This is a genomic window from Streptomyces sp. NPDC052773, assembly GCF_044547145.1.
In the GTDB taxonomy this organism is placed as follows: domain Bacteria; phylum Actinomycetota; class Actinomycetes; order Streptomycetales; family Streptomycetaceae; genus Streptomyces.
The window spans coordinates 228,144-252,521 of record NZ_JBITZX010000004.1; the positions used below are offsets into that span (position 1 = coordinate 228,144).

The 24,378-nt window shown below is 72.3% G+C and carries 19 protein-coding genes; 10 read left to right on the top strand and 9 right to left on the bottom strand.

Going from position 1 to position 24,378, the window contains the following annotated elements:
* Positions 1-126 precede the first annotated feature (126 nt).
* The 5 genes from ACIG0D_RS11485 to xdhC all read left to right on the top strand — a co-directional run bounded on the left by ACIG0D_RS11485 (position 127) and on the right by xdhC (position 7,111).
* Entirely contained in the window at positions 127-804 is a 678-nt protein-coding gene (locus ACIG0D_RS11485) for a ThuA domain-containing protein (RefSeq protein WP_399799274.1), read from the top strand.
* On the top strand, positions 789-1,970 hold the full coding sequence (locus ACIG0D_RS11490) for a Gfo/Idh/MocA family protein (protein ID WP_399798663.1): 1,182 nt from the start codon (positions 789-791) through the stop codon (positions 1,968-1,970). Before ACIG0D_RS11485 ends, ACIG0D_RS11490 begins: the two co-directional genes overlap by 16 nt.
* Positions 1,971-2,422: 452 nt before the next feature.
* Positions 2,423-3,886: a xanthine dehydrogenase small subunit gene (locus tag ACIG0D_RS11495; protein ID WP_399798666.1), complete on the top strand. Its 1,464-nt coding sequence runs from the start codon at positions 2,423-2,425 to the stop codon at positions 3,884-3,886.
* On the top strand, positions 3,883-6,300 hold the full coding sequence (xdhB, locus tag ACIG0D_RS11500; protein WP_399798669.1) for a xanthine dehydrogenase molybdopterin binding subunit: 2,418 nt from the start codon (positions 3,883-3,885) through the stop codon (positions 6,298-6,300). The genes ACIG0D_RS11495 and xdhB overlap by 4 nt, the downstream gene beginning before the upstream one ends.
* 1 nt (position 6,301) lies before the next feature.
* Entirely contained in the window at positions 6,302-7,111 is an 810-nt protein-coding gene (gene xdhC / locus ACIG0D_RS11505; protein ID WP_399798672.1) for a xanthine dehydrogenase accessory protein XdhC, read from the top strand.
* A gap of 128 nt (positions 7,112-7,239) precedes the next feature.
* Here the strand turns inward: xdhC and ACIG0D_RS11510 are convergent, their stop codons facing one another.
* Positions 7,240-8,742, bottom strand: coding sequence for a PQQ-dependent sugar dehydrogenase (locus ACIG0D_RS11510; protein ID WP_399798674.1), 1,503 nt, complete (start codon positions 8,740-8,742; stop codon positions 7,240-7,242).
* Between the two features lie 462 nt (positions 8,743-9,204).
* Between ACIG0D_RS11510 and ACIG0D_RS11515 the strand changes: the two genes are divergently transcribed.
* Positions 9,205-9,645: a hypothetical protein gene (locus ACIG0D_RS11515; protein WP_399798677.1), complete on the top strand. Its 441-nt coding sequence runs from the start codon at positions 9,205-9,207 to the stop codon at positions 9,643-9,645.
* Between the two features lie 35 nt (positions 9,646-9,680).
* Here the strand turns inward: ACIG0D_RS11515 and ACIG0D_RS11520 are convergent, their stop codons facing one another.
* From ACIG0D_RS11520 to ACIG0D_RS11540, 5 genes are all read right to left on the bottom strand, one after another.
* Positions 9,681-10,652 (bottom strand): hypothetical protein, encoded by a 972-nt coding sequence (locus ACIG0D_RS11520; protein ID WP_399798679.1) that lies wholly within the window; start codon positions 10,650-10,652, stop codon positions 9,681-9,683.
* 142 nt (positions 10,653-10,794) lie between these two features.
* Positions 10,795-11,364 carry a hemerythrin domain-containing protein gene (locus ACIG0D_RS11525; protein ID WP_399798682.1) on the bottom strand — a complete coding sequence of 190 codons (570 nt, stop codon included), beginning with the start codon at positions 11,362-11,364 and terminating at the stop codon, positions 10,795-10,797.
* 1 nt (position 11,365) lies between these two features.
* Positions 11,366-12,568, bottom strand: coding sequence for a hypothetical protein (locus tag ACIG0D_RS11530; protein ID WP_399798684.1), 1,203 nt, complete (start codon positions 12,566-12,568; stop codon positions 11,366-11,368).
* A 215-nt stretch (positions 12,569-12,783) separates the two neighbouring features.
* Entirely contained in the window at positions 12,784-13,314 is a 531-nt protein-coding gene (locus ACIG0D_RS11535; RefSeq protein ID WP_399798687.1) for a hypothetical protein, read from the bottom strand.
* 63 nt (positions 13,315-13,377) lie between these two features.
* A complete protein-coding gene (locus tag ACIG0D_RS11540; RefSeq protein ID WP_399798690.1) occupies positions 13,378-14,013 on the bottom strand; it encodes a TetR/AcrR family transcriptional regulator in 636 nt (211 codons plus the stop codon).
* A 119-nt stretch (positions 14,014-14,132) separates the two neighbouring features.
* Here ACIG0D_RS11540 and ACIG0D_RS11545 point away from each other — a divergent pair, with 119 nt between their 5' ends.
* The 3 genes from ACIG0D_RS11545 (at position 14,133) to ACIG0D_RS11555 (ending at position 18,066) form a co-directional block, all read left to right on the top strand.
* The gene (locus tag ACIG0D_RS11545) at positions 14,133-15,278 is read left to right on the top strand and encodes a VOC family protein (protein ID WP_399798692.1); all 1,146 of its coding nucleotides are present in this window, start codon (positions 14,133-14,135) and stop codon (positions 15,276-15,278) included.
* 88 nt (positions 15,279-15,366) lie between these two features.
* Entirely contained in the window at positions 15,367-16,410 is a 1,044-nt protein-coding gene (locus ACIG0D_RS11550) for a fumarylacetoacetate hydrolase family protein (protein WP_399798694.1), read from the top strand.
* 33 nt (positions 16,411-16,443) lie between these two features.
* Positions 16,444-18,066 (top strand): bifunctional 3-(3-hydroxy-phenyl)propionate/3-hydroxycinnamic acid hydroxylase, encoded by a 1,623-nt coding sequence (locus ACIG0D_RS11555; protein ID WP_399798696.1) that lies wholly within the window; start codon positions 16,444-16,446, stop codon positions 18,064-18,066.
* Positions 18,067-18,284: 218 nt separating this feature from the next.
* Here the strand turns inward: ACIG0D_RS11555 and ACIG0D_RS11560 are convergent, their stop codons facing one another.
* Positions 18,285-19,907 (bottom strand): MFS transporter, encoded by a 1,623-nt coding sequence (locus ACIG0D_RS11560; RefSeq protein WP_399798698.1) that lies wholly within the window; start codon positions 19,905-19,907, stop codon positions 18,285-18,287.
* Between the two features lie 168 nt (positions 19,908-20,075).
* On the opposite strand from ACIG0D_RS11560, the gene ACIG0D_RS11565 reads away from it, so the two are divergent.
* On the top strand, positions 20,076-20,726 hold the full coding sequence (locus ACIG0D_RS11565) for a TetR/AcrR family transcriptional regulator (protein WP_399798701.1): 651 nt from the start codon (positions 20,076-20,078) through the stop codon (positions 20,724-20,726).
* A 51-nt stretch (positions 20,727-20,777) separates the two neighbouring features.
* On the opposite strand, the gene katG is transcribed toward ACIG0D_RS11565, so the two are convergent.
* Together katG and ACIG0D_RS11575 are read right to left on the bottom strand one after the other, a co-directional pair.
* The gene (gene katG, locus ACIG0D_RS11570; protein ID WP_399798704.1) at positions 20,778-22,967 is read right to left on the bottom strand and encodes a catalase/peroxidase HPI; all 2,190 of its coding nucleotides are present in this window, start codon (positions 22,965-22,967) and stop codon (positions 20,778-20,780) included.
* A gap of 172 nt (positions 22,968-23,139) precedes the next feature.
* Positions 23,140-24,345, bottom strand: a complete 1,206-nt coding sequence (locus ACIG0D_RS11575) for a VWA-like domain-containing protein (protein ID WP_399798706.1) — start codon at positions 24,343-24,345, stop codon at positions 23,140-23,142.
* Between the last annotated feature and the right edge of the window lie 33 nt (positions 24,346-24,378).

Sequence of the window (24,378 nt, forward strand, 5' to 3'; positions counted from 1 at the left end):
CGCTGCCGGAGGTCTTGACGCTCCCCAGGGGGCTGGTTAGCGTCTCGGCAGACTTCATCTGATGGTTAGTCGATACGTCGGTTGAAGCCCACCGGGTGAGGGGCGGGGAGCAGGGTGACAGGGCAGATGCAGGCTCCAGGGCGGGAATCGTCGCGCGGCCGCCGTGCGCTGGTGGTCCGCGGCGGCTGGGAGGGCCACGACCCCGTCACCATCACGGATCTCTTCCTGCCGTTCCTGAAGGACCACGGCTACACCGTGGAGACCGCGGACGACCTCGCCGTCTACGAGGACGCCGGACGGCTCGCCGCCACCGACCTGGTGGTGCAGTGCTGGTCCATGGGTGAGATCACCGCCGAGCAGAGCCGCGGCCTGTCGGCTGCCGTGCGAGCCGGTACCGGCTTCGCCGGCTGGCACGGCGGCATCGTCGACGCGTTCCGCGGCGACCTCGACTACTTCCTGCTGACCGGCGGTCAGTTCCTCATGCACCCGCCCGGTTTCGTCGACCACACCGTGAACCTGGTGCCCGACCGGTCCGACCACCCGGTCGTCCAGGGGCTCGCCGACTTCCGCGTGCACACCGAGCAGTACTGGGTCGCCACCGACCCGGCCGTCGACGTGCTCGCCACCACGACCTTCGCGGCGGACGAGGACCGCGAGACCCCCGTCGTGATGCCCGCGGTGTGGACGCGCCGGCACGGCGCCGGACGCGTCTTCGTCTCCACCATCGGCCACAAGGCGGACGACTTCGACGTGCCAGAGGTGCGCACGCTGACCGAGCGGGGGCTGCTGTGGGCGAGCCGGTGAACGCGCTGCGCGTCGGACTCGTGGGGGCCGGCAACATCAGCGGCCAGTACCTCGACACCCTGGCCAGGACACCGAACCTACGGATGACCGCCGTCACCGACCTCGACCCGGCGCGCGCCGCGCAGGCCGCGGCCGGCACCGGCGCCGCGGTGGTCGGCAGCGTGACCGAACTCCTCTCCCGCGACGACGTCGACGCCGTACTCAACCTGACCGTGCCCGCCGCGCACGCCGAGGTCGCGCTGGCCGCGATCGCCGCGGGCAAGCACGTCTACGGCGAGAAACCGCTGGCCGCGACCCGCGAGGAGGCCGCGGCCGTGCTCGCCGCGGCGCGCGCCGCCGGCGTCCGCGTCGGCTGCGCGCCGGACACCGTGCTCGGCACCGGCATCCAGACCGCCCGCCGCGCCGTCGACGACGGCCTGATCGGCACCCCGGTCGCCGCGACCGCGTTCATGACCACCGCCGGACACGAAAGCTGGCACCCCGACCCGGAGTTCTACTACCGGCCGGGCGGCGGGCCGCTGCTCGACATGGGCCCGTACTACCTGTCCGCCCTGGTCCACCTGCTGGGCCCCGTCACCGCGGTCACCGGCGCCGCCTCCGCACCGCGCACCGAGCGGGAGATCGGCTCGGGCCCGCGCGCCGGACAGCGCTTCCCCGTCGAGGTCGACACCCACGTCACCGGAATCCTCCGCCACGAGGGCGGCGCCCTGTCCACCCTCGTGATGAGCTTCGACGTACACGCGGCCCGGCTGCCCAGGATCGAGGTGTACGGCACTCAGGGGTCCCTCTCGGTCCCCGACCCCAACCACTTCGACGGGGAGGTCGAGCGCTACGCCCCGGACCGGAGGGAGTGGGAAGCGCTGCCGGTGTCCGCCGGGTACCCGGGCGCCGGACGCGGCACAGGACTCGCCGACCTGGCGGACGCCCTCGCCACCGGACGGCCGCACCGCGCCTCCGCCGAACTGGCCGCGCACGTCCTGGACGTGATGCTCACCCTGCTGGACTCGGCCCACGCCGGCGGCACACTGCCGGTGACCGGTTGCCCGCGCCCCGCCCCGGTCGACCTGCCGGCCACCGACGCGCCGACCGCCCGCGTACCGGCTGCGCGTGCGGCCTCAGCCGACGGCGAACAGGAGCGCGGCGTTCTGTCCGCCGAACCCGCATGACGTGGACAGCGCGGTGGTCATGGCGGTACAGGGGACGGCTGATCCACCGCCGGAGGCCGGGGGCGACTGGGGTGTCACGAAATGTGATCGTGGAGTCCGACGGCGCTCCGACCTCTTGACCCGTGCGGACGCGGCCCACTATTTTGCGGTAGACGTCGACCCGTGACTTTCGAAAGGAGGCGACCAGCTCATGAACATCAGCTCTGATCTCGGTCGCCTCGCCCAGTGCACCGTCTGGGTTCCGGGTCGTATCGCGCACGGCTGCTGAGCACGCCGTTCTGATGTGCCCGTCGCGGCACATTCCAGGTTTTACGCCATCCTCTCCCGGCACGTCGCTGTCGCGTGCCGTTCCGCGCCCGCTTTTCTGACGTGGCGCGTCTGAACACAGAAAGCTGCCTGGAATTGGCGAACATGATGTATCGACCCATCACGCACCGAAACGAAGGCCTGTCATGGTAGGCGCACGGATCACGGTCAACGGGAAAGAAGCACCGATTTCACCGGCTGCGCCCCACACCACAGTGCTGGACTTTCTGCGCGAGCGCGGCCTCACCGGCACCAAGGAGGGCTGTGCCGAGGGTGAGTGCGGCGCCTGTTCGGTGCTCGTGGCCCGTCCCGGAGTGAACAAGCCCACCGACTGGGTGGCGGTCAACGCCTGCCTGGTCCCGGTCGCCGCGCTCGACGGCCAGGAGATCGTCACCTCGGAAGGTCTCGCCACCGCCGGCGAACCGGGCACTCCGCCCACCCTGCACCCGGTGCAGGAGGAGATGGCGGTCCGCGGCGGCTCCCAGTGCGGATACTGCACGCCGGGCTTCATCTGCAGCATGGCCGCCGAGTACTACCGGCCCGACCGCTGCGCGCACGCGGACTCCGCCGACAGCACCGACGCCGAGCACGGTCCGAACGGATTCGACCTGCACGCGCTGAGCGGAAACCTGTGCCGCTGCACCGGCTACCGCCCGATCCGCGACGCCGCCTTCGCCGTCGGGGAGCCCACCGACGACGACCCGCTGGCCCAGCGGCGCGAGCAGTCCCCGCCCGCACCGGTCGCCACCGAGTACGTCCAGGACGACAGCGCGTTCGTACGCAAGAGCACTCTGGCCGAGACGCTGCGGGTGCTGCGCGAGCGGCCCGACGCGGTGGTCGTCGCCGGTTCCACCGACTGGGGCGTCGAGGTCAACATCCGCGCCCGCAGGGCCAGTTGCGTGGTCGCCGTCGACCGGCTGCCCGAACTGCGCGAGCTGCGCGTCGAGGACGACCGCATCGAGATCGGGGCGGCGCTCACGCTCACCGAGATCGAACGCCGCCTCGACGGCAGTGTCCCGCTGCTCGCGGAGCTGTTCCCGCAGTTCGCCTCCCGGCTCATCCGCAACAGCGCGACCCTCGGCGGCAACCTGGGTACCGGCTCCCCGATCGGCGACAGCCCGCCGGTGCTGCTCGCGCTGGAGGCGTCGCTGGTCCTCGCCGACGCCGACGGTGAGCGCGAGGTCCCGCTGGCGGACTACTTCACCGGCTACCGGCAGAGTGTGCGCCGCCCCGGCGAACTGATCCGCGCGGTGCGTATCCCGCTGCCGCTGTCCCCGGTCACGGCCTTCCACAAGATCGCCAAGCGGCGGTTCGACGACATCTCGAGCGTGGCCGTCGCCTTCGCGCTCGACATCGAGGACGGAATCGTCCGCAAGGCGCGCATCGGCCTGGGCGGCGTCGCCGCCACCCCGATCCGCGCGCTCAGCACCGAGGCCGCCCTGGAGGGCAAGCCCTGGTCGGCGGAGACCGTCGAGGCCGCGGCGGCGGTGCTGCGGGGCGAGGGCACACCGATGAACGATCATCGCGCCAGCGCCCTCTACCGCTCCGCGATGCTCGGCCAGAGCCTGCTGAAGCTGCACGCGCAAACCACCGAGGCGGTGCCGTCATGAGCCACTTGTCCCAGCGTCCCGAGAAGCCCGTCGTCGGCGTCTCCATGCCGCACGAGAGCGCGACCCTGCACGTCACCGGCACCGCGCTCTACACCGACGACCTCGTGTACCGCACCAAGGACGTGCTGCACGCCTACCCGGTCCAGGTCATGAAGGCCCACGGTCGGATCACCGCGCTGCGCACCGAGCCCGCGCTCGCCGTGCCCGGCGTGGTCCGCGTCCTGACCGGGGCCGACGTGCCCGGCGTCAACGACGCCGGCATGAAGCACGACGAGCCGCTCTTCCCCGACGAGGTCATGTTCCACGGCCACGCCGTCGCCTGGGTGCTCGGTGAGACCCTGGAGGCGGCCCGGCTCGGCGCGGCGGCCGTCAAGGTGGAGCTCGAGGAACTGCCCTCCCTGATCACCCTCCAGGACGCGATGGCGGCCGGCAGCTACCACGGTGCCCGGCCCGTGATGGAGACCGGCGACGTCGACGCCGGCTTCGCCGAGTCCGCGCACGTGTTCACCGGCGAGTTCCAGTTCGCCGGCCAGGAGCACTTCTACCTCGAGACGCACGCCGCGCTCGCCCAGGTCGACGAGAACGGGCAGGTGTTCATCCAGAGCAGCACCCAGCACCCCTCGGAGACCCAGGAGATCGTCTCCCACGTGCTCGGCGTGCCCGCCCACGAGGTCACCGTGCAGTGCCTGCGCATGGGCGGCGGCTTCGGCGGCAAGGAGATGCAGCCGCACGGGTTCGCGGCCGTCGCCGCGCTCGGCGCCAAGCTGACCGGCCGCCCGGTCCGGTTCCGGCTCAACCGGACCCAGGACCTCACCATGTCCGGCAAGCGCCACGGCTTCCACGCCACGTGGAAGATCGGCTTCGACGCGGACGGCCGTATCCAGGCCCTGGACGCCACCCTCGTCGCGGACGGCGGCTGGAGCCTGGACCTGTCCGAGCCGGTGCTGGCCCGCGCCCTGTGCCACATCGACAACACCTACTGGATCCCCAACGCGCGCGTCGCCGGCCGGATCGCCAAGACCAACACGGTCTCCAACACCGCCTTCCGCGGCTTCGGCGGACCGCAGGGCATGCTGGTGATCGAGGACATCCTCGGCCGCTGCGCGCCGAAGCTGGGCCTGGACCCCATGGAGCTGCGCGAGCGCAACTTCTACCGGCCGGGCCAGGGCCAGACGACGCCGTACGGACAGCCGGTCACGCAGGCCGAGCGGATCTCCACGGTCTGGCAGCAGGTCAAGGACAGCGCCGGCATCGCCGACCGCAAGCGGGAGATCGCCGCGTTCAACGCCGCGCACCCGCACACCAAGCGGGCCCTCGCGCTCACCGGCATCAAGTTCGGCATCTCGTTCAACCTGACCGCCTTCAACCAGGGCGGCGCGCTGGTGCTGATCTACAAGGACGGCTCCGTCCTGATCAACCACGGCGGCACCGAGATGGGCCAGGGCCTGCACACCAAGATGATGCAGGTGGCCGCGACCACCCTGGGCATCCCGCTGCACAAGGTCCGCCTCGCCCCCACCCGTACCGACAAGGTGCCCAACACCTCGGCGACCGCCGCGAGTTCGGGTGCGGACCTCAACGGCGGTGCGATCAAGAACGCCTGTGAGCAGTTGCGTGAGCGGCTGCTCCAGGTGGCCGCGACCCAGCTCGGCGCGAACCCGTCGGACGTGCGCATCGTCGAGGGCGTCGCGCGCGCCCTCGGCAGCGACAAGGAGCTGGCCTGGGACGACCTGGTGCGCACCGCGTACTTCCAGCGGGTCCAGCTCTCCGCGGCCGGCTTCTACCGGACCGAGGGGCTGCACTGGGACGCCAAGACGTTCCGGGGCTCGCCGTTCAAGTACTTCGCGCACGGCGCCGCCGCCACCGAGGTGGAGGTCGACGGATTCACCGGGGCGTACCGCATCCGGCGGGTCGACATCGTGCACGACGTCGGCGACAGCCTCTCCCCGATGATCGACATCGGTCAGGTCGAGGGCGGCTTCGTGCAGGGCGCGGGCTGGCTGACCCTGGAGGACCTGCGCTGGGACGTCAGCGACGGCCCGAACCGGGGCCGGCTGCTGACCCAGGCCGCGAGCACCTACAAGCTGCCGAGCTTCTCGGAGATGCCCGAGGAGTTCAACGTCACGCTGCTGGAGAACGCCACCGAGGAGGGCGCGGTCTACGGCTCCAAGGCGGTGGGCGAGCCTCCGCTGATGCTGGCGTTCTCGGTGCGCGAGGCGCTGCGGCAGGCAGCCGCCGCGTTCGGGCCGAGCGGGGTCAGTGTAGAGCTGGCCTCGCCCGCGACGCCGGAAGCGGTGTACTGGGCGATCCAGGCGGCCCGCCAGGGCGGTGCCTCCGGCAGCGGTCAGGCCGCAGGCGTGGCTCACGTCGACGGCGCGGTCCGCACCGACGCCAAAGCGCTGAGCGGTGCCTGACATGACCTGGGTCGGCGCGGTCGCGCGGCTGCGAGCACGCCGGGAGCCCGGTGTGCTGGTGACCGTCGCGACCGTGCGCGGCCACGCTCCGCGTGACGCCGGCGCCAAGCTCGTCGTGGGGCGGACCGAGACGTGGGGCTCGATCGGCGGCGGCAACGTCGAGGCCGTCGCCATCGACCGGGCCCGGGAGATGATCGCCGCGTCCAAGCCGGAGCCGGAGCTGATCGATTTCGCCCTGAACGACAAGGTGACCAACCAGCACGGCGTGCAGTGCTGCGGCGGCACCGTCTCGGTGCTGCTCGAACCGCTGCCGGTGGTCAGGGCGGTGGCGATCTTCGGGGTCGGCCATGTCGGCCTGGAACTGGCGCGCATCCTCGCACGTCAGGACCTCGACCTGCATCTGATCGACTCCCGGGCCGATCTCCTCACCCCGGAACGGCTCGGCGTACTGGCCGACGCGGTGGCGCAGGTGCACACCCACCACACACCGCTGCTGCCCGAGGAGGTGCTGGCCGAGCTGCCGCACGGCACGCACATCCTGATCATGACCCATGACCACGCCGAGGACGCCGCCCTGTGCGACGCCGCTCTGCGCACGTCCCACCTCGGGTCCATCGGGCTGATCGGGTCGGCGGCCAAGTGGGCGCGGTTCCGCAAGCTCCTCTCCACCGAGGGCGGACACGACGAGGCCACCATCGACCGGATCAAGACCCCGATCGGGCTGGCCGACATCACCGGCAAGGAACCGGCGACCATCGCCGTGAGTGTCGCCGCGGATCTGCTGCGCACCTTCGAGAACGAGGGTGACTGACCCTCCCGGCCGGGACCGACGGGGTGCCCCGCACGTACGCGTGCGGGGCACCCCTGGCTGCGGGAGCGCTCCCATAACGCGGGCGCGCTGCTGCTTTCCGTTTCGGTGCGGGGGAGGACCGGGAGGGATCAGCGGCCGACGGCGCAGGCGTCGCCGTTCAGCGTGAACCGGGGCGGCGGCGAGGCGTCGCCGGTGTGCTGGGCGAGATAGCCGAGGGTCACGCTCGCGCCCGGCGCGATGGTGCCGTTGTACGAGGCGTTGGTCGCCGTGATCGTGTTGCTGCCCTGGGTGAGGTCCGTGTTCCAGTCGGAGACGACGGTCTGCCCGAGCGCCAGCGGGAACTTCAGCGTCCAGCCGTTCACCGGCGTGGTGCCGGTGTTGGTGACGGTGAGGTCGACCGTCGTGCCGGTGCCCCAGGACTTCACGGTGCGGTCCACGCGGCAGGTGGGTTCCTCCCGCTCGAACGACACCCGGTGCAGGCCGCCGGGCAGGTCGTTCACCACGTAGAACTCACCCTCGGCCGTGGTGCCGATCGACGTCACCTGCGTGGGCATCTCACCGATCTCGGCCTGCTCGTAACCACCCCTGCCGTCCGGCCGCAGCGCCCAGACCGTGGACGAGCAGTAGTCGGTCGCGATGTACGTGCCGCCGACCAGGTCGGCGTAGGCGCGGCCCCGGTAGACATGACCGCCGATCACCGAACAGCCGCCGGTGTACGGCGAGTACGTGAACACCGGCTTCGTGTACTCCTCGCCGGGCGGGCAGTGGCCGCCCTCGAACTTCTCCAGACCCTCGTAGCAGGACCAGCCGAGGTTCGACCCGCCCTGCCCGGGCCGGAGATGGTCGACCTCCTCCCAGCGGCCCTGTCCGACGTCGCCGATCCACATCGAGCCGTCGGCGCTGTCGAAGGAGAACCGCCACGGGTTGCGCAGCCCGTACAGCCAGATCTCCGGGCGCGCGCCGGCGGTGCCGACGAAGGGGTTGTCGGCCGGGACGCAGTACGCGAGCGCGCCGCAGGTGCGGCTGACGTCGACGCGCACGATCTTGCCCAGCAGGGTGTCCAGCCGCTGCCCGGCGCGCAACGGGTCGGCGGAGCCGCCGCCGTCGCCGATGCTCCAGTACAGGTGACCGTCGGGGCCGAAGGCGAGCTGACCGCCGTTGTGGTTGCTGTACTCGGCGTGCTCCTGCGAGAGCAGGACCTCCAGCCGCGACTCGTCGAGCCGGTAGCGGGCGAGGGTGACCGCGCCGTCGGGCAGAGCCGTGTACGCCAGGTAGACGTCCTGGCTCTCGGCGAAGTCGGGCGGCAGGGCGATGCCGAGCAGGCCGCGCTCGTTGCCCGACTCGTCGATGGCGGAGGTGATGTCGATCAGCGGGGTGCGGGCGAGGCCGGTGTCGGGGTGGTACGCGCGGACGGTGCCGGGCTTCTCCGTGATGAACAGGCGGCCGGTGCCGTCGTCGGGGGCGGCCAGGGCGGTGGGGCGTCGCAGCCCGGAGGCGACCTGGGTGGTGGTGGCGTGGAGGGACGGAAGGGGGACCGTCGACGTCGCGTCCGACCGGGGGGCGGTTGCCGGAGCGGTGGTGGCGGATGTCGCCGTGAGGGGCTGTGCGGCGGCGGTCAGCGGGGCGAGCACGGACGGCCCGGCCAGTAGGGATAAGAGGAGGACGAGCAGCAGGGGGCCCGTCCGTCGGCGTCGTGACATGTCGGCTCCAGGAGCGAGATCGCGTGCATGGCGGTGGCGCTTCCTTGGGAACACAGCGCGATCGGGCCGCTGCCCCGGCCTTGTCGGTGCCGGTCACGAGCGGCCTCGGGCGGAGGGACGCGGTGCGGGAACCGGCCGAGTCGAACCGGCCGGACCGAGCCAACGGGTCCTGCCCTGCGATGCGCTGTCCCGTGACGGTATCCGCTCTCCCCTCCGTCACACCAGGTCCGTACCGCAACTTCCGGCCGTCCTGCCCCGTCCCGCTGCGACGAGGGAGGCCGTCCTGCCCCGTCCCGCTGTGACGACGGAGGCCGTCCTGCCCCCTCCCGCTGCGAAGGTGGCGGCCGTCCTGTCCCGTCCCGTTGCGACGGTGGCGGCCGGTCGCGCGGACCGGTGCCTCGCACGCCGTGTCGTGCACCGGCACCCGCCCGCGCTCGGAACGCGCCTCGAACGGGGGCCGCGTACCACCCCGCCCCGGATGACAGCGCTCACCACCGGGTATGGCGGCCGTTTCTCCTCGGAAGGCTCCCTGGTGCCCTCGCTGGGGCGCCGGAGAGACAGAGGGGGCCGGCCACCGCGATCACCAAGATCATCGCCCGGGTCGTCACCGCCGACCTGGAGTACTACACCATCCGGCTACGACGGCCCTTCGCCACGACACCCACCGTCACCGCGACCGTCGCGGGCCGCGCCTGGCGACTGCTGGACAACGCCCACGTCATCCGCGCCACCCCGCAGGAGATCGACATCTGCACCGGAGACGACCGAGGCAACCGGGGCGACCGCGACTTCCACTTCCAGATCATCGAGCAGCCGCGGCGGGGGTCGGTGTGAACGAACCCTGCGCAGGGGGCGGAAGGACGGCGGCGTCAGCCGGTCAGGGGCAGGGGCCGCCACTGGCCCTCCCCTCGGCCTTCCCCGGCGCGGCCGAGGCCGCTGCGCCACACCAGCGTCCCACCGATCAGGCCGGGCGTGTCCCGGGTGGCGAGGGCCGGGGCTTCCAGCATGTCGGCCGCCTCTTCGAGGTAGGTGACCAGGGTGTCGAGTTCCTCGTCGGGGGAATCGCCGTAGCGGGACCAGCGGCCCAGGTAGCCGGTCGCGGCGTCCAGGTAGAGCCCCGACGTGGTGTCGGCCGGGCTCCAGGCGACCACCGGTATCCAGGTGGCCTTCCACACGGTGATCCGCTCGTCCTCCGGGCGGCCGGCGTCACGGACGTCCTCGCGGGCCTGCGTCTCCCTCCACCGCCGGTGGACGTCGGCCACGGCGTCGAGGGGCATCAACACCCTGTTCCCCGGAAGGCAGCCCCAGCCGTCGGCCCCGTCGTCGCCCGCCGTCAGCTGCCACAGCACGCGTAGCCCGATGGGTATCGGGACGCCGAGGTCGGCCTCCAGGGCGGCGAGGGCGGCGGGGCTCGCGCCGGGGCGGAGCGCGGCGTAGGAGTCGGGGGCGTTGCGCCGGAGCCAGCCGGTGATGCGCTGCCAGGCATCGGCGACCTGCCGTACGGCGACCGCGTCGGCGGCAGGATCGGCAGGCCGCGCCTGCTCGTCGTACGGGTCCTCGTCCGCCTCCTCCCCGTCGCTGGAGGCGTCTTCGGAGGACACCGCCATCAGGAACCGGAGCTCGACCCGGTCCGGCTCGCGGATATACCCGAAGTCCAGGTCGGGGCAGTCCTCGAACATGTCCCGGTCGACCCTCACGCTCAGAATGCCCGGCAGCCCCGAGGGACGGCCCATGTCGGGGTCGTCGGCCAGCCGGCCCGCCAGGGCCTTCAACGCGTAGGTGGCGCCGGCCCCCAGACGGGCGGCGATGTCGTGTACGTCCGGCTGGATGTCGACCTTCACGGCCTGATGCTCCTTGCTGCCAGGGGAGGAGGGCACACGGTGCCCTCACACCCTAGGCCGCATCCCGAACCGCCTGACCCGCGGGGCGAGTTGTTCGTCGCCCCGCGGGACAGGGCCAGACGGTCGTCAGCCGCCCCTGAGGTCAGCCGTCCTTGCCCATGGCCTTGCGTACGGCGTCGCGGGTGCGGTCGACGATGGCCGCGACGGGGCCGATGGTGAGGTTCTTGGCCGCCGACTCCGTGCCGGGATGCGGGTGGGTCGGGGCCGTCGCCTCGGCCGCGCGCAGGACGGAGGCCATGGCGGCGAGCTGGGCCTTGTCGGCGTGGCGGCGGATGTGGTTGAACTCGTAGCGCTCCTCGGCACGGGCGTGCGCCATCACGTCCAGGCGGAGCGCCTGGAGCCGGGGCATGAACTCCGGGTCGTCCGGGTCCATGTCGTCCAGCCGGGCCAGGGCCTCCTCGGCTTCCCGTTCCTCGGCGAGGCGGTCGGCGACGATCTTCTCCCCGTCCGGGACGGACCTACGGGTGAAGGGCCGGATCACCTCCTCCTCGGCCGTCTCGTGCACGGCGAGCAGCCGGACCAGACGGCGGAAGGCCGCCCGGCGTTCGTCCCCGGTGGCCTGCTCGACCTCGTCGAACAGGTTGCGGATGTCGCCGTGCTGACGCATCAGCAGGGCGACGACGTCGGCGTCGGACGCGGCGATACCGGCCATGTCAGCTCCTCTCCCGGGACGCGGCGTCCGGGTGCGGGCCCTCGGTCTCCAGCCGGTACTCGCCGCCGAGGAGTTCCCGGTGCTGCGCCATCACCTGCTCGCTGGGCGGCTCCTCGCCGCCGTGGATCTGCGCCTGGAGCTGCTCGAACCGCTCGTGCGCCTCCCGGACGTACCCGCTGCCGAGGGTGGTCAGATCCATCTGGGTCTCCAGCAGGCCCCGTACGAACTGCTTGTTCTCCTCGAACGTCAGCACGTTCGGCAGCTCCGGTGCCAGGATCTCCTGCGGCTCCCGGCCGTCGTGGTGGCGCATGAGATCACAGGCGATGCGCAGGTGCTCCAGCTCCATGTTGAGGTGGAGCTCCCAGATCGCCTTCACCCGCGGGTCCGACTCCTGCTCCATGAACGAGTGGTAGAGGTAGCACTCGTTGTACTCGTGGTTGACCAGCTGCTCCCACCACGTCTCGCCCGGGTCGACCAGCGACTCGTAGTGCGTGACGTGCTCCTCCTCGATCAGCCCGATCTCCTGGTACAGCTGGCGCGCGATGGGCTCCATGTACTGGGGGCCGACGTTCATGTAGAAGTTCATGGTCTGCTGCTCCGCCGACATGATCGTCAGCGCGTGCAGCTTCGACAGCGGGTTCGTGGTCGTGCGGTCGTAGGGGTCGCGCACGTTGTCGGCCGGGTGGCGGTGGTGGAACTTGGTCGGGCGGCCCGGCATGACCTCGGTGAGCCCGTCGACGATCGACTCCGCCTTGCGGTGCTCGATCATCTCGTAGAGGTTGGCGTACCGGTACAGGTGGTCGAAGTCCTCCAGCACACCGAACTCGTACGCCTGCCGCAGATACGGGTCGGGTTCGTGGCGGGCGACCCAGCCGGTGAGGTCGACGGCCACCTGCTCGTAGGCGATGGTCGTCTCCAGCACCGAGGCCAGGCCGGGCAGCAGCCAGTTGACCGCCTTCTGCTGCTGGGCCTCGATGTACCGGACCTCCGCCAGCTGCCGCTTGACGTCCGGATCGACGGTGTTGCGGGAGAGGTGGTGGCTGAACAGGATCGCCTCCACCTCGATGCCGTTCATCGTGATGATCCGGCAGCGGGTGTACGGGTCACCGCGGTCCGGATCGATGGGCTCCACGTTCAGCTCCCGCCAGTTGCGCAGCTGGCGGTCGAGGGGGATGCCTTGGTGTTCGAGAGGGGTGAAGCCCATGGGGTCTCCCGGGTCTCCTGGGCCGGCGGCCGTGTGCGGGCGGGCCGGCGGCCGGTCTGCGGACGGGCCGCCGACGAGTACCCGCCCCCCGTCGCGCCGAAAACGAGCGCGGCCCGAGTCGGCCCGGATGGCCCGCCCCGCGCGCGCCGACGCCGCGGGCGTGCGAGCGTGGAGGTCGTGGAGTGTCCGTGCCCGGGGACTCCCGGACTGCCGGGTCAGCCGGTGGCCCGGCCGCGCGGCGGTGGCCCCACGTCGGAGTGGCGGCCCGGGGCGCGGCGCGCGTGGCGCTGTCCGGGGCCCAGTCCGTCGCGGGCGGCCAGCGCGTCCGCCACGGCCCCGGTCACGAAGGCGTAGACCGCCTTGTGCAGCAGATCGACCGCGAGTTCCCCGCGCGGCCAGGTCTGCGGCGGCGCGCCGACGCCGGTGGCGTTCTCGAGGATCTGGTCGTTGGTCAGCCGTACGACCGCGAACTGCGCCGATGCCCAGGGGCCGCGCAGACCGGCCTGCGCCATGATCGAGCGCACGACGCCGAGCAGGGCGCCCTGGCCCGCGTGCATGACCCAGTTGAGCGGCGCCGGTTGGCGGCGCGGGCGCTCGGGCAGACCGGTGAGGCGCTCCAGGGTGCGCGCGGGGACGTGGGAGTCGGGGCGTCCGGTCAGCCGCTGCTCGGCCTTCTCGCCCAGCGTCATCACCAGCACACCGGCCGTACCGGCGACCAGACCCTGCCATGCCGCTCGCTTCATCATGCCGCGCCGAGTACCCCGACGGGCGACCCTCGACGCCGAGCCGGGCCTCGCGGGCGCCGAGCGTCAGCCGGCCGAGGGCAGCGGGCGTCCGGCGAGGTCGCGGGCCTCGTCGGCGGGGACGCCGAGCATCCGGAGCATCATCTCCGCCATGGTGCGCGCGGTCGCGTCCCGGTCGGCGCCGGGACGCGTGAGGTGCAGGTCGAGGAGGGCCAGCAGGCTGCCGCCGAGGGCGGAGAGGGCGATCTCGGGGTCGGTGACGGTGAAGCGGCCGGAGGCCTGGCCGGTCCGGATGTCGCCCAGCGCGCGGGGGGACAGGCCGCGGTCGGAGTGGATGTGGCCGAGGCCGCGGCGGCGCAGGATCCGCATCATCTCGGGGTGGGAGTCGGCCAGGGCGGCGCTGAGCCGCACCCCGAAGGCGACGCGCTCGGCCGGGTCGTCGACGCCGCTCAGCCGCGCGTCGATCTCCTGCCCGTACTCGTCGAGGGCGTCGAGCACCGCCTGGTCGAAGAGGGCGGTCTTGGAGTCGAAGTGGTTGTAGAAGGAGCCGAAGCCCACGTCCGCCCGGTCCGCGATGGCCTGGATGCTCACGCTGGTGTCGTCGGACTCGGCCAGGATCTCCCGGGCCGCGCGGATGAGTGCCTGCCGGGTGGCGGCGCGGCGGCGTTCGAAGCGGTTCGCGGGCGGGGCTGACGTCGGCATGGGGTGAGTTTATCCATGGTCGGCAAGATTGATGGTTTCATCAGAAAGGTCGGCGCAGACCGTTGACGCCGAAGTTGTCAGAGCTGATGATTTCCTCAAACAGCAGCCACGGAGGGCCCATGCCTGACCCCCGCAGCACCGCCACCGACCTCAAGACGGCCCAGCAGGACCTGCACAGCGAACACGGCGCCCTGCGCGGCGAGCCCCCCGGCCGCTCCCGCAACCCGGTGATCAAGGTGGCCGATCTGGCCTGGCTGGAATTCGAGAAACCCGATCTGCGCCGGGCCGAGGTGTTCGCCCGCGACTTCGGCTTCACCGTCGCCGCCCGCACCGAACGGGAGCTGTGGCTGCGCGGCACCTTCGCCGGCCCGCCCTGCGCGGTGATCCGCGAGGGCCGTACGTCCCGGTTCATCGGCCCGGCCTTCCGGGCGGCCGAGCGGCCCGATCTCGACCGGCTGGCCCGCGCCACCGGCTCCGCCGTGCGGGACGCGGACGTGCCGGGCGGCGGGAAGGCCGTCGACCTGCTGGACCCCTCGGGCTTCCCGGTACGGGTCGTGCACTGCGCCGAGCCCCTGCCCGCGCTGCCCGGACAGCAGCCGCAGCTCCTCAACTTCGGCACCGAGCACCGGCGTACGAACGCCACCCAGCGCCCGCCGCGCGAGCCGTCCCGCATCCAGCGGCTGGGACACGTGGTGCTGGAGACCCGTGTGTTCAGCCGCGCCCTCGACTGGTATCTGGACACCCTCGGCATGATCGTGTCCGACTTCCTCTTCCTGGACGGTCAGCGCGACCGGGGGCCGACGATGGCGTTCGTCCGCTGCGACCGGGGGAGCGAGCCGGCCGACCACCACACCCTGGCGATGCACCTCGGGCCCGGCACCGGCTACGTCCACTCCGCCTACCAGGTCACCGACCTCGACGCGCTCGCCGCGGGCGGCGAGTACCTGAGGGAGCGCGGCTACCGGCGCAGCTGGGGCATCGGCCGGCACATCCAGGGCAGCCAGCTCTTCGACTACTGGCGCGACCCGGACCGCCTCATGCTGGAGCACTTCGCCGACGGCGACCTCTTCTCCTGCGACGTCGAGCCCGGTTGGGCGCCGATGTCGACGAGCGGCCTGGCGCAGTGGGGCCCGCCGGCCACCCGTGACTTCCTCGGCGCCGGCCCGTCGCCCAAGCGGCTGCGCGAGGTCGTGGAGGCCCTGCGCGGCGACAACGAGCTCGACCCCGCCCGGCTGCTGGGCCTGCTGAAGGCCGTCAACTCCTGAGGACGAACTCCTGGGCGCCCCCTCCAGCACCCCCTCCTGAGCGCCCCCCTGAGCGCCGCCCCCTGAGCACCGACCCGAAGGCACTGACATGACCACGAACGTCCTGCGCACCGCCGACGGCTGGTGGGCCGTCCTTCCCCGCGCCCTCGACCCGGCCCGGCACCCTGCCGGAAGCCCTGCCGGAAACCCCGCCCGGACAGGGGAGCCCCCGGCCGGCCGAGCCGTCCGGATCGACACCGCCGCGGCCACCACCGCCGAACTGCTCGCCGACCGGGCCGCCGTCCGCGAGGCCGTCCGGGGGGCCGTCGCCTCCGACGCGCCGGGTACGCCCCTCGCCGACCTCGCGGCGCTGTCCCCGGTCACCACCCCCTGCCGCGTGGTCGCCCAGATGGTCAACTACCGCAGCCACGCCCGCGATTCGGGCTTCACCGGCGAGATCCCGCCCACCTTCTTCCGCAAAGCCTCCGGGTCGGTCAGCGGCCCCCGGGACACCATCGTCCGGCCCCCGCACGTGCGGTTCCTGGACTACGAGATCGAACTGGGCCTCGTCATGGGCGCGCCGCTGCCGGTCGGCACCGTCGTCACGGAGCGGGACCTGCCCGCGTACGTCGCCGGGCTCGTCCTCACCAACGACGTCAGCGCCCGCGACGTCCAGCTCACCAAGACGCAGTTCTACGAGAGCAAGTCCTATCCGACCTTCACCCCCACCGGGCCCCACCTCGCCCTGCTGGAGCCGGAGGACTTCCCGCACCTGACGAATCTGCGGCTGCGGCTGAGCGTCAACGGGGAGCCGCGCCAGGACCGCACCCTGGCCGACATGATCGTCCGTCCCGCCGAGGCGCTGACGCTGCTGGCCCGCTTCCAGACCCTCGCCCCCGGTGACCTGCTGCTGACGGGCACTCCGGGCGGTACGGCGCTGAAGGCACCGCCCAAGCCGGTGGAGAAGATCGGCGCGCTGCTGCCGCCGGCCGTGAAGTGGAAGGCGTTCTTCAAGAGCCAGGCCCGCAACCCGCGTTACCTGCGCGCCGGTGACCTGATCACCGCCACCATCGCCACCCCGGACGGCCGGATCGACCTCGGTGAGCAGCGCACCGCGGTCGCGGACGCGCCGGGTAGCCGGGTAGCCGGGTAGCCGGGTAGAGCGCCGGACGCCCGAGAAGAGCACATGGACACGCAATCGCAGACCACACAGGTCGTCATCGTCGGGGCGGGCCCCGTCGGCGTCACCGCCGCGATCCTGCTCGCCCGCCGCGGGGTGCGCAGCGTGCTGCTGGAGCGGCACCGGGACGTGTACCCGCTGCCCCGCGCCGTCGCGGTGGACGACGAGGCCCGCCGCATCCTCCAAGCCGTCGGCGTGCACGAGGAATTCGCCGCCATCGCCCGCCCGGCCAAGGGCCTGCGGCTGCTGGACGCCCGGCACCGGGTGATGGGGGAGTTCCGGCGGGACGCCCCGCACGGCCACCACGGCTTCCCGCAGACCACCCTCTTCGACCAGCCGGAACTGGAGCGGCTGCTGCGGCGCGCGCTGGCCCGGCACCCGGAGTGCGAGCTGCGCGGCGGAGCGGAGGCCGTCGCCGTGGAGCAGGACCTGCCCGGAGGCGGCCCTGCCCCGGTGCGGGTCACCCTGCGCGACGGGACCCGGGGCGGGGCGGTGGACCACCTTTGGGCCGACGCCGTCCTGGGCTGCGACGGCGCCCGCAGTCTCACCCGGGACGCGATCGGCGCCGTATGGGAGGACCTGCGGTTCGAGGAGACATGGACGGTCCTCGACGTGCGCACCGCACTGCCGGTGCGGACCTGGGAGGGAGTCGACCAGGTCTGCGACCCCGCCCGGCCCGGCACGTTTATGCGGATCGGCGAGGACCGCTACCGCTGGGAGTTCCGGCTGGGCGCGGACCGCGGGAACCTGCGCGAGCTGGTGGCACCCTGGGTGGACGTCCCGGCCGGCGGTGACGGCTTCGAGGTGATACGGCAGGCGCGGTACACCTTCCAGGCCCGCATCGCCGACCGCTGGCGCCGGGGCCGGGTCTTCCTGCTCGGGGACGCCGCGCACCTGACCCCGCCGTTCGTCGGACAGGGCCTGTGCTCGGGACTGCGCGACGCCCACAACCTCGCCTGGAAGCTGGCCCGGGTGCTGGAACAGGGGGCGGACGACCGGCTGCTCGACTCCTACCAGGGCGAGCGCAAGCCGCACGCCCGGCGCATGATCCGTCTCGCGATCACGACGGGCTGGGCGATGACCGGGGGACAGGACCGGGCCGCCGCCGTACGGCGCACCGCGCTCGGGATGGCCTGCCGTATCCCCGCGCTGACCTCGTACCTCACCGCGCACGGCCTCAGCCCGGCCCTGCCCCGGGGACCCTTGACGCGCCACGGTCACGGCCACGGCCCCCGCGTCACCGGCCGCGGCCTGGCGGGCGCCCTCGTCCCCCAGCCGTGGGTCACGACGGACCGCGGGCGGGTCCGCCTCGACGATGTGCTAGGCGACTCCTTCGCGGTCCTGTCCGCCGTGCCCCCCGCCCCGTCCGCCCGCGCCGTCGCACGGGCCCTCGGCGCCCCGGTCCTGCGCCTCGTCGGGACCGGGGGCGCCCACGACGACACCGCCGTCACCGACGACGGCACGCTGCGCGCCTGGCTGCACGCCGGCCGGGCGGACACCGTGCTGCTGCGGCCCGACCGGGTCGTGCTGAGCACCGTCCCGGCGGGCGGCGGAGCGTTCACCGGTACGGCCGTATGGGCACCACTGCTGTGCGCGGCCCGCCGACGGCCCGTTCCCGACCTGTCCTGAGGGGGCCCCTGGGCGGTCCGAGGGGTCGCTGAGCAACGGCGCCGCACGCCGGCTGACCGACGTCGGCGACCACGACCACAACGGATCGGTGCGGCAGGCCCTGCCCCGGATCGCCAGGTTCTTCGACGAGTCGGCGAAAACCGAGTGAACGGTGCCGGGCGTTCCCGCCCGGCACCGTCCGGGGCCGTGCGCCGCTCAGGCACGGCCCGTCCGTGGGGTCAGCCGACCCGCGCGTGCTCCTTGCCGGCCTGCGCGCCCTCCCTTTCGGCGCCTTCCGTGTCCTGCGCCCGGGCGGCGGCCTTGCGGCCGGGCAGCACGGCGAGGACGATCAGGGCGCCGGCGGCCATGATGAGGCCGCCGATGAGGCTGGTGTGCGCGACACCGTGGGCGAAGGACTCGTGGACGGCGTCCACCAGGGCCTGGGCCTGCCGAGGGTCGGCGCCCGCGGTCTGCGCGATCCGCTCGGCGACCGCGAGACCGCCGCCCACCGACTCCGTGGCGGCGTCCAGGGCGTCGTGCGGCAGCCGGCCGCCCACCAGGTCGGTCAGTTCGTCCTGGTAGGCGGTGGCCAGCAGCGAGCCCAGGACGGCGATGCCGAGCGAGCCGCCGAGTTCCAGGGAGGTGTCGTTGGCGCCGCCGCCGACGCCCAGTTCGGACTCGGGGAAGGAGCCCATGATCGTGTCGGTGGCCGGGGACACGCTCAGCCCGATCGCGAACCCGAGCAGCAGCAGCGACGGCAGGAAGTCGGTGTACGTCGCCCCCTTCTCGATCAGGGTCAGCAGCAGCACGCCCGCGGTGCCGAGGACCATCCCGGGCACGATCGTGGCCTTCACGCCGAGCTTCGGCGTCAGCTTCCCGGTCACGGCCGCGCCGATGAAGACGGCACCGGCCAGCGGGAGCAGACGGACACCGGTCTCCAGGGCGTCGTAGCCGAGGACGAACTGCAGGAACTGCGTGGCGTAGTAGATCGCGCCGAAGGTGCCGAAGAAGAAGAACAGCACCGCGAGCATCGAGCCGGTGAAGGCGCGCTCGCCGAACTTGCGGACGTCCAGCATGGGCTGAGGGTGCTTCAGCTCCCAGAGGGCAAAGGCCGCGAACCCGGCGCCGGCGACCACGGCCGCGGTGATCGGACCGGTGCCCCAGCCGAAGTGCGGGCCCTCGATGATCGCGTAGACGAGCGAGCCGACGGAGACGATCGACAGCAGGCCCCCGACGTAGTCGATACGGCCCATGCCCTCCGCCTTCGACGGCGGCACCAGCACGAACGCGCCGAGCACGGCGAGGACCGCGATGGGCACGTTGATCAGGAAGGTCGAGCCCCAGGCGTGGTCCTCCAGCAGCCGGCCGGCGACGACGGGGCCGACGGCGATGGCGAGGCCGGAGGTGGCGGTCCAGGCCGTGATGGCGCGCGCCCGCTCCCGCCTCGGGAATATGGCCACCAGCAGCGAGAGCGTGGCCGGCATGACCACGGCGGCGCCCACACCCATGATCGCGCGGGCGGCGATGACCAGGCCGGTCTCGTCCACCAGGCTGCCCATCACGGAACCGCCGGCGAAGACCAGCAGCCCGGCTATGAGGGCGCCGCGGCGGCTGTACTTGTCGCCGATCGCGCCCAGCACCAGCATCAGCGCGGCGTACGGCACCGTGTAGCCGTCGATCACCCACTGCAGATCACTGCTGCTCAGCCGCAGGTCCCGGGTCATGTCCGGGGCGGCCACGATCAGGGACGTGTTGGCCATGACCACGATCAGCAGGCTCAGGCACAGCACGAGCAGCGCCCACCAGCGCCGGGGATACGGCTCGGTCGACTTCTCCACGGGTGTGTTCGCGAGGAACGGCATCGAAAGGCTCCTGGGGGAGACAGCGGCGGCATCGTTAATTGCCCATCGATGTGCAGGTTAGTTTGTTGCCCGTCCATGTGCAAAAAACGGGGGTCGTCTCCCGGGACACGCGTGCCAGAATGGGCGGCACCCTCCCTGTCCGCCGTGCCGACCCGACCGAGGTTGTCCGTGACCAAGCCCGTCGCCCGCGTACCGCAGCGCCGCAACGCGCGCTCGAACCGGGCGCGCATCCTGGCCACGGCCCGCCACGAGCTGGGCCGCAACCCGGACATCACGCTGGAGGAGCTGGCGCGCGCCGCCGGTGTCGTACGCCGCACCCTCTTCGGGCACTTCCCCGGACGGGGCGCGCTGCTGGAGGCGCTGGCCGAGGAGGCCTCCGAGACACTGCGGGACGCGGTGGCGGTGGGGGTGCGGCCGGAGGAGCCCGCCGAGCGGGCACTCGCCTACTTCACGCTCTCGATGTGGCCCGTGGGCGACCGCTACCGGATGCTCCTGGCGCTGGCCCAGCGCGACCTGGGCGCGGAACGCGTCGCCGAGATCCTCAGGCCCGCGCGTGACGAGGTGACGGCCATCCTGGAGCGCGGCCGGCGCGAGGGAGTCTTCCCCGCCCATCTGCCGCCGGCGGTGCTGAGCGCGGGCCTGGAGGCGATGACGGTGGCACTGCTGGAACAGGTCAACACCGGGGCGCTGGAGGACGACGGCACCCGGGCCGCCGTGGCCCTGCTCATCGCGGCCGGTGTGCCGGAGCGGCGGGCGCGCGCCGTGGTGGAGGAGGCCGCCGCCATGATCGTCGCGGAGCCGGCTCCCGTTGTGGAGTGACACGGCACGGCCCGGCCGGCCGGGGAGCGGTCGGCCGGGCCGGCGCGGTGCTCAGCGCAGGTCGAACCGGTCCAGGTTCATCACCTTGTCCCAGGCGGCCACGAAGTCACGGACGAACTTCTCCGCCGCGTCCTGGGCCGCGTAGACCTCCGAGACGGCCCGGAGCTGGGAGTGCGCGCCGAAGACCAGGTCGACGGCGGTCGCGGTCCACTTGGTCTCGCCCGTGGCACGGTCCCGGCCCTCGTAGACGTTCTCGTCCGACCGCGACACCTGCCACTCCGTGCCCATGTCGAGCAGGTTGACGAAGAAGTCGTTCGTCAGGGTCTCCGGCCGGTGCGTGAGGACACCGTGGGAGGTCCGCCCGAAGTTGGTGTTCAGCGCCCGCATGCCACCGATGAGCACCGTCATCTCGGGGGCGGTCAGGTTCAGCATGTTGGCGCGGTCCAGCAGCAGGGTCTCCGGCGACAGCTTCTCCCCCCGCCGCAGGTAGTTGCGGAACCCGTCCGCCTTCGGTTCGAGCACGGCGAACGTGTCCGCGTCGGTCTGCTCCTGCGAGGCGTCGGTACGGCCCGGCGCGAACGGCACGGTGATGTCGTACCCCGCGTTCCGCGCCGCCTGCTCCACGGCCGCGCACCCGCCGAGCACGATCAGATCGGCGAGGGAGACCTTCTTCCCGCCGGTCTGCGCCAGGTCGAAGTCCCGCTGGATCCGCTCCAGGGCCTCCAGCGTCTGCCACACCTCGGGCAGGTCGTTGACCTCCCAGTCCTTCTGCGGCGCCAGCCGGATCCGCGCCCCGTTCGCGCCGCCGCGCTTGTCGGTGCCGCGGAAGCTCGCCGCCGACGCCCACGCGGTGGTGACGAGCTGGGAGACGGACAGCCCCGAGGAGAGGATCCTGGCCTTGAGGTCGGCGATGTCCGCGTCCGCGATCAGCTCGTGATCGACCGGGGGCACGGGGTCCTGCCACAGCTGCGGCTCGGGAACCCACGGCCCCAGGTACCGCGACACCGGGCCCATGTCACGGTGCAGCAGCTTGTACCACGCCCTGGCGAACGCGTCCGCGAGCAGGTCCGGGTTCTCGTGGAAGCGCTTGGCGATCGGCGCGTAGACCGGATCCACCTTCAGCGCCAGATCCGTCGTCAGCATCATCGGTGCGTGCCTCTTGGACGGATCGTGGGCGTCCGGCACCGTGTCACTCGCCGCGGGGTCCGTGGCCTTCCACTGCTTCGCGCCGGCGGGACTCGTCGTCAGCTCCCACTCGTACCCGAACAGGTTCTCCAGGTACCCGTTGTCCCAGCGGGTCGGCTGGGTGGTCCACGCGCCCTCGAGGCCGCTGGTGAGGGCGTCGGGGCCCTTGCCGCTGCCGTACGTGTTCCGCCAGCCGAGACCCTGCTGCTCGATGGGCGCGGCCTCGGGCTCCGGACCGATGTACGAGGGATCGACCGCGCCGTGGCACTTGCCGAACGTGTGACCGCCGACGATGAGCGCCACCGTCTCCTCGTCGTTCATCGCCATCCGCCCGAAGGTCTCGCGAATGTCCCGCGCGGCGGCCATCGGATCCGGATTTCCGTTGGGGCCCTCGGGATTGACGTAGATCAGGCCCATCTGTACGGCGGCGAAAGGACCGGTGAGTTCCCGGTCACCGCTGTAACGCTCGTCCCCGAGCCAGGTGTCCTCCGGCCCCCAGAAAATCTCCTCCGGCTCCCAGATGTCCTCTCGCCCGAAGCCGAACCCGAAGGTCTTGAATCCCATGGATTCCATGGCGCAGTTCCCGGCGAACACCAGAAGATCGGCCCAGGAGATTTTCCGGCCGTACTTCTGCTTGACCGGCCAGAGCAGACGGCGCGCCTTGTCGAGGCTCGCGTTGTCCGGCCAGCTGTTCAGCGGCGCGAAACGCTGGGCGCCGCTGCCGCCACCGCCGCGGCCGTCGGCGATGCGGTACGTTCCCGCCGCGTGCCAGCTCATCCGGATGAAGAGCGGGCCGTAGTGGCCGTAGTCGGCGGGCCACCAGTCCTGGGACGTCGTCATCACCTCGAAGACGTCCCGCTTCAGCGCCTCGACGTCGAGCGCGGCGAATTCCTTCGCGTAGTCGTAGTCCTCGTCCATCGGATTCGCGCGGGGCGAGTGCTGATGGAGGACCTGGAGATCCAGCTGATTCGGCCACCAGTCCCGATTCGTCCTGGGCCGAGTCGGGGCGGGGGTCGGGGAAGGGATCGCTGGGTTCTCGCTTTCGCTGCCGGACATGCCCGTCCTTCTTCCTGTCTCGGTTTTTCTGCTGATGGCTGCCGAGTCGGCGTCCGTATGGTCGCGCACCGCGGACCGCGTCGCTACGAAACACGCAGGGCGGACCCGTATGACAAACGGGCGAGAAAAAGGGCAGCGATTTCGAAAAGACGGCGGAACGTCACCGGCCGCTTCAGCCGATGGTGACCACCCGCGCCCAGGCCGGCGGGGTCTCCGGGACGTAGTCGGGGTTCCGCTCGTTCACCGCGCGGGCGGGACGAGGGAAGAGACCGACGACGGTACGGCACGGCGGCTGCGCCGAGGGCCACGGCGTCTGACCGTCCGTCAGCGCCACGATCACGTCCGGGCGGGGCCGCGAGCGCAGCGCCCGGGCGAAACCGGAGCGCAGATCCGTTCCCCCGCCGCCGATCAGCTCGATGTTCTCCGCCCGGCACAGCGGTACGGCGATCCCGGCCGCGGCGTCGCAGGAGATCACCGACACCAGGTCGCGGCGCCCGCCCACCGCCCGTGAGATCGCCGCCACCTCCAGCAGCGCGCCGCCCAGCTCGGCGTCGCTCACCGAGCCGGACGTGTCGATCACGACGCACACCCGGGGCGGCGTACGGCGCAGACTCGGCAGCACCACCCCGGGCACCCCGGCCGAGCGCCGGGACGGACGCCGGTAGCTGTGGTTCTGGCCCACCCCGGGCGCGCTCGCCGCGGAGCGGACCGCGTCGCCCAGCAACTGCCGCCACGGCTGCGGCGGATGGAACGCCTCGTCCGCCCACCGGCGCCAGCCGTCCGGCGCGTCCCCCGGCCGGCCCTTGATCCCCTCGGCGACCCGGAAGCGGACCGCGTCCCGCTGCTGCCGGCTCAGGCCGTGCGCCCCGTCGGGCCCCAGCTCCCACGGCCGCCGCTGCCCGTCCGCGCCGCTGCCGCAGTCCAGCCAGGCCAGGTCCGCGGTGAGGCCCGACATCGACGCCGTCCGCAGGTACTCCTCCATCAGCAGGCCCGTGGGCAGTCGCAGCAGCGACGGCAGCACCGCCCCGGTGGGGCACGGCAGACCGTCCCCGTAGATGTCGTCGTTGATCTCGAAGTCGGCGGCGATGTTCCGCCGCAGCCGCGCGCCCGGCCCGTCATCCTCGTGTTCCCGCGCGTACCGCTCGCCCCGCCCGTGGTGATCCCTGAGCAGATGGGAGACCTCGTGCACCCAGACGCCCGCCAGCTCCTCCACCGGGGTGCGCGCCACGAAGCCGGGGGAGACGTAGCAGCGCCAGTACGCGTCCACCGCCATCGTCGGCACCGAGCGGTCCTCCACCACGTGCAGCGCGAAGAGCGCGGCGGCCAGGTAGGGGCGGACCTTGACCGCGTGCAGGCGGGCGGCCAGGAGCTTGTCCATGTCCAGGGGGAGCCTGGGGTGGGGGAGGGGGCG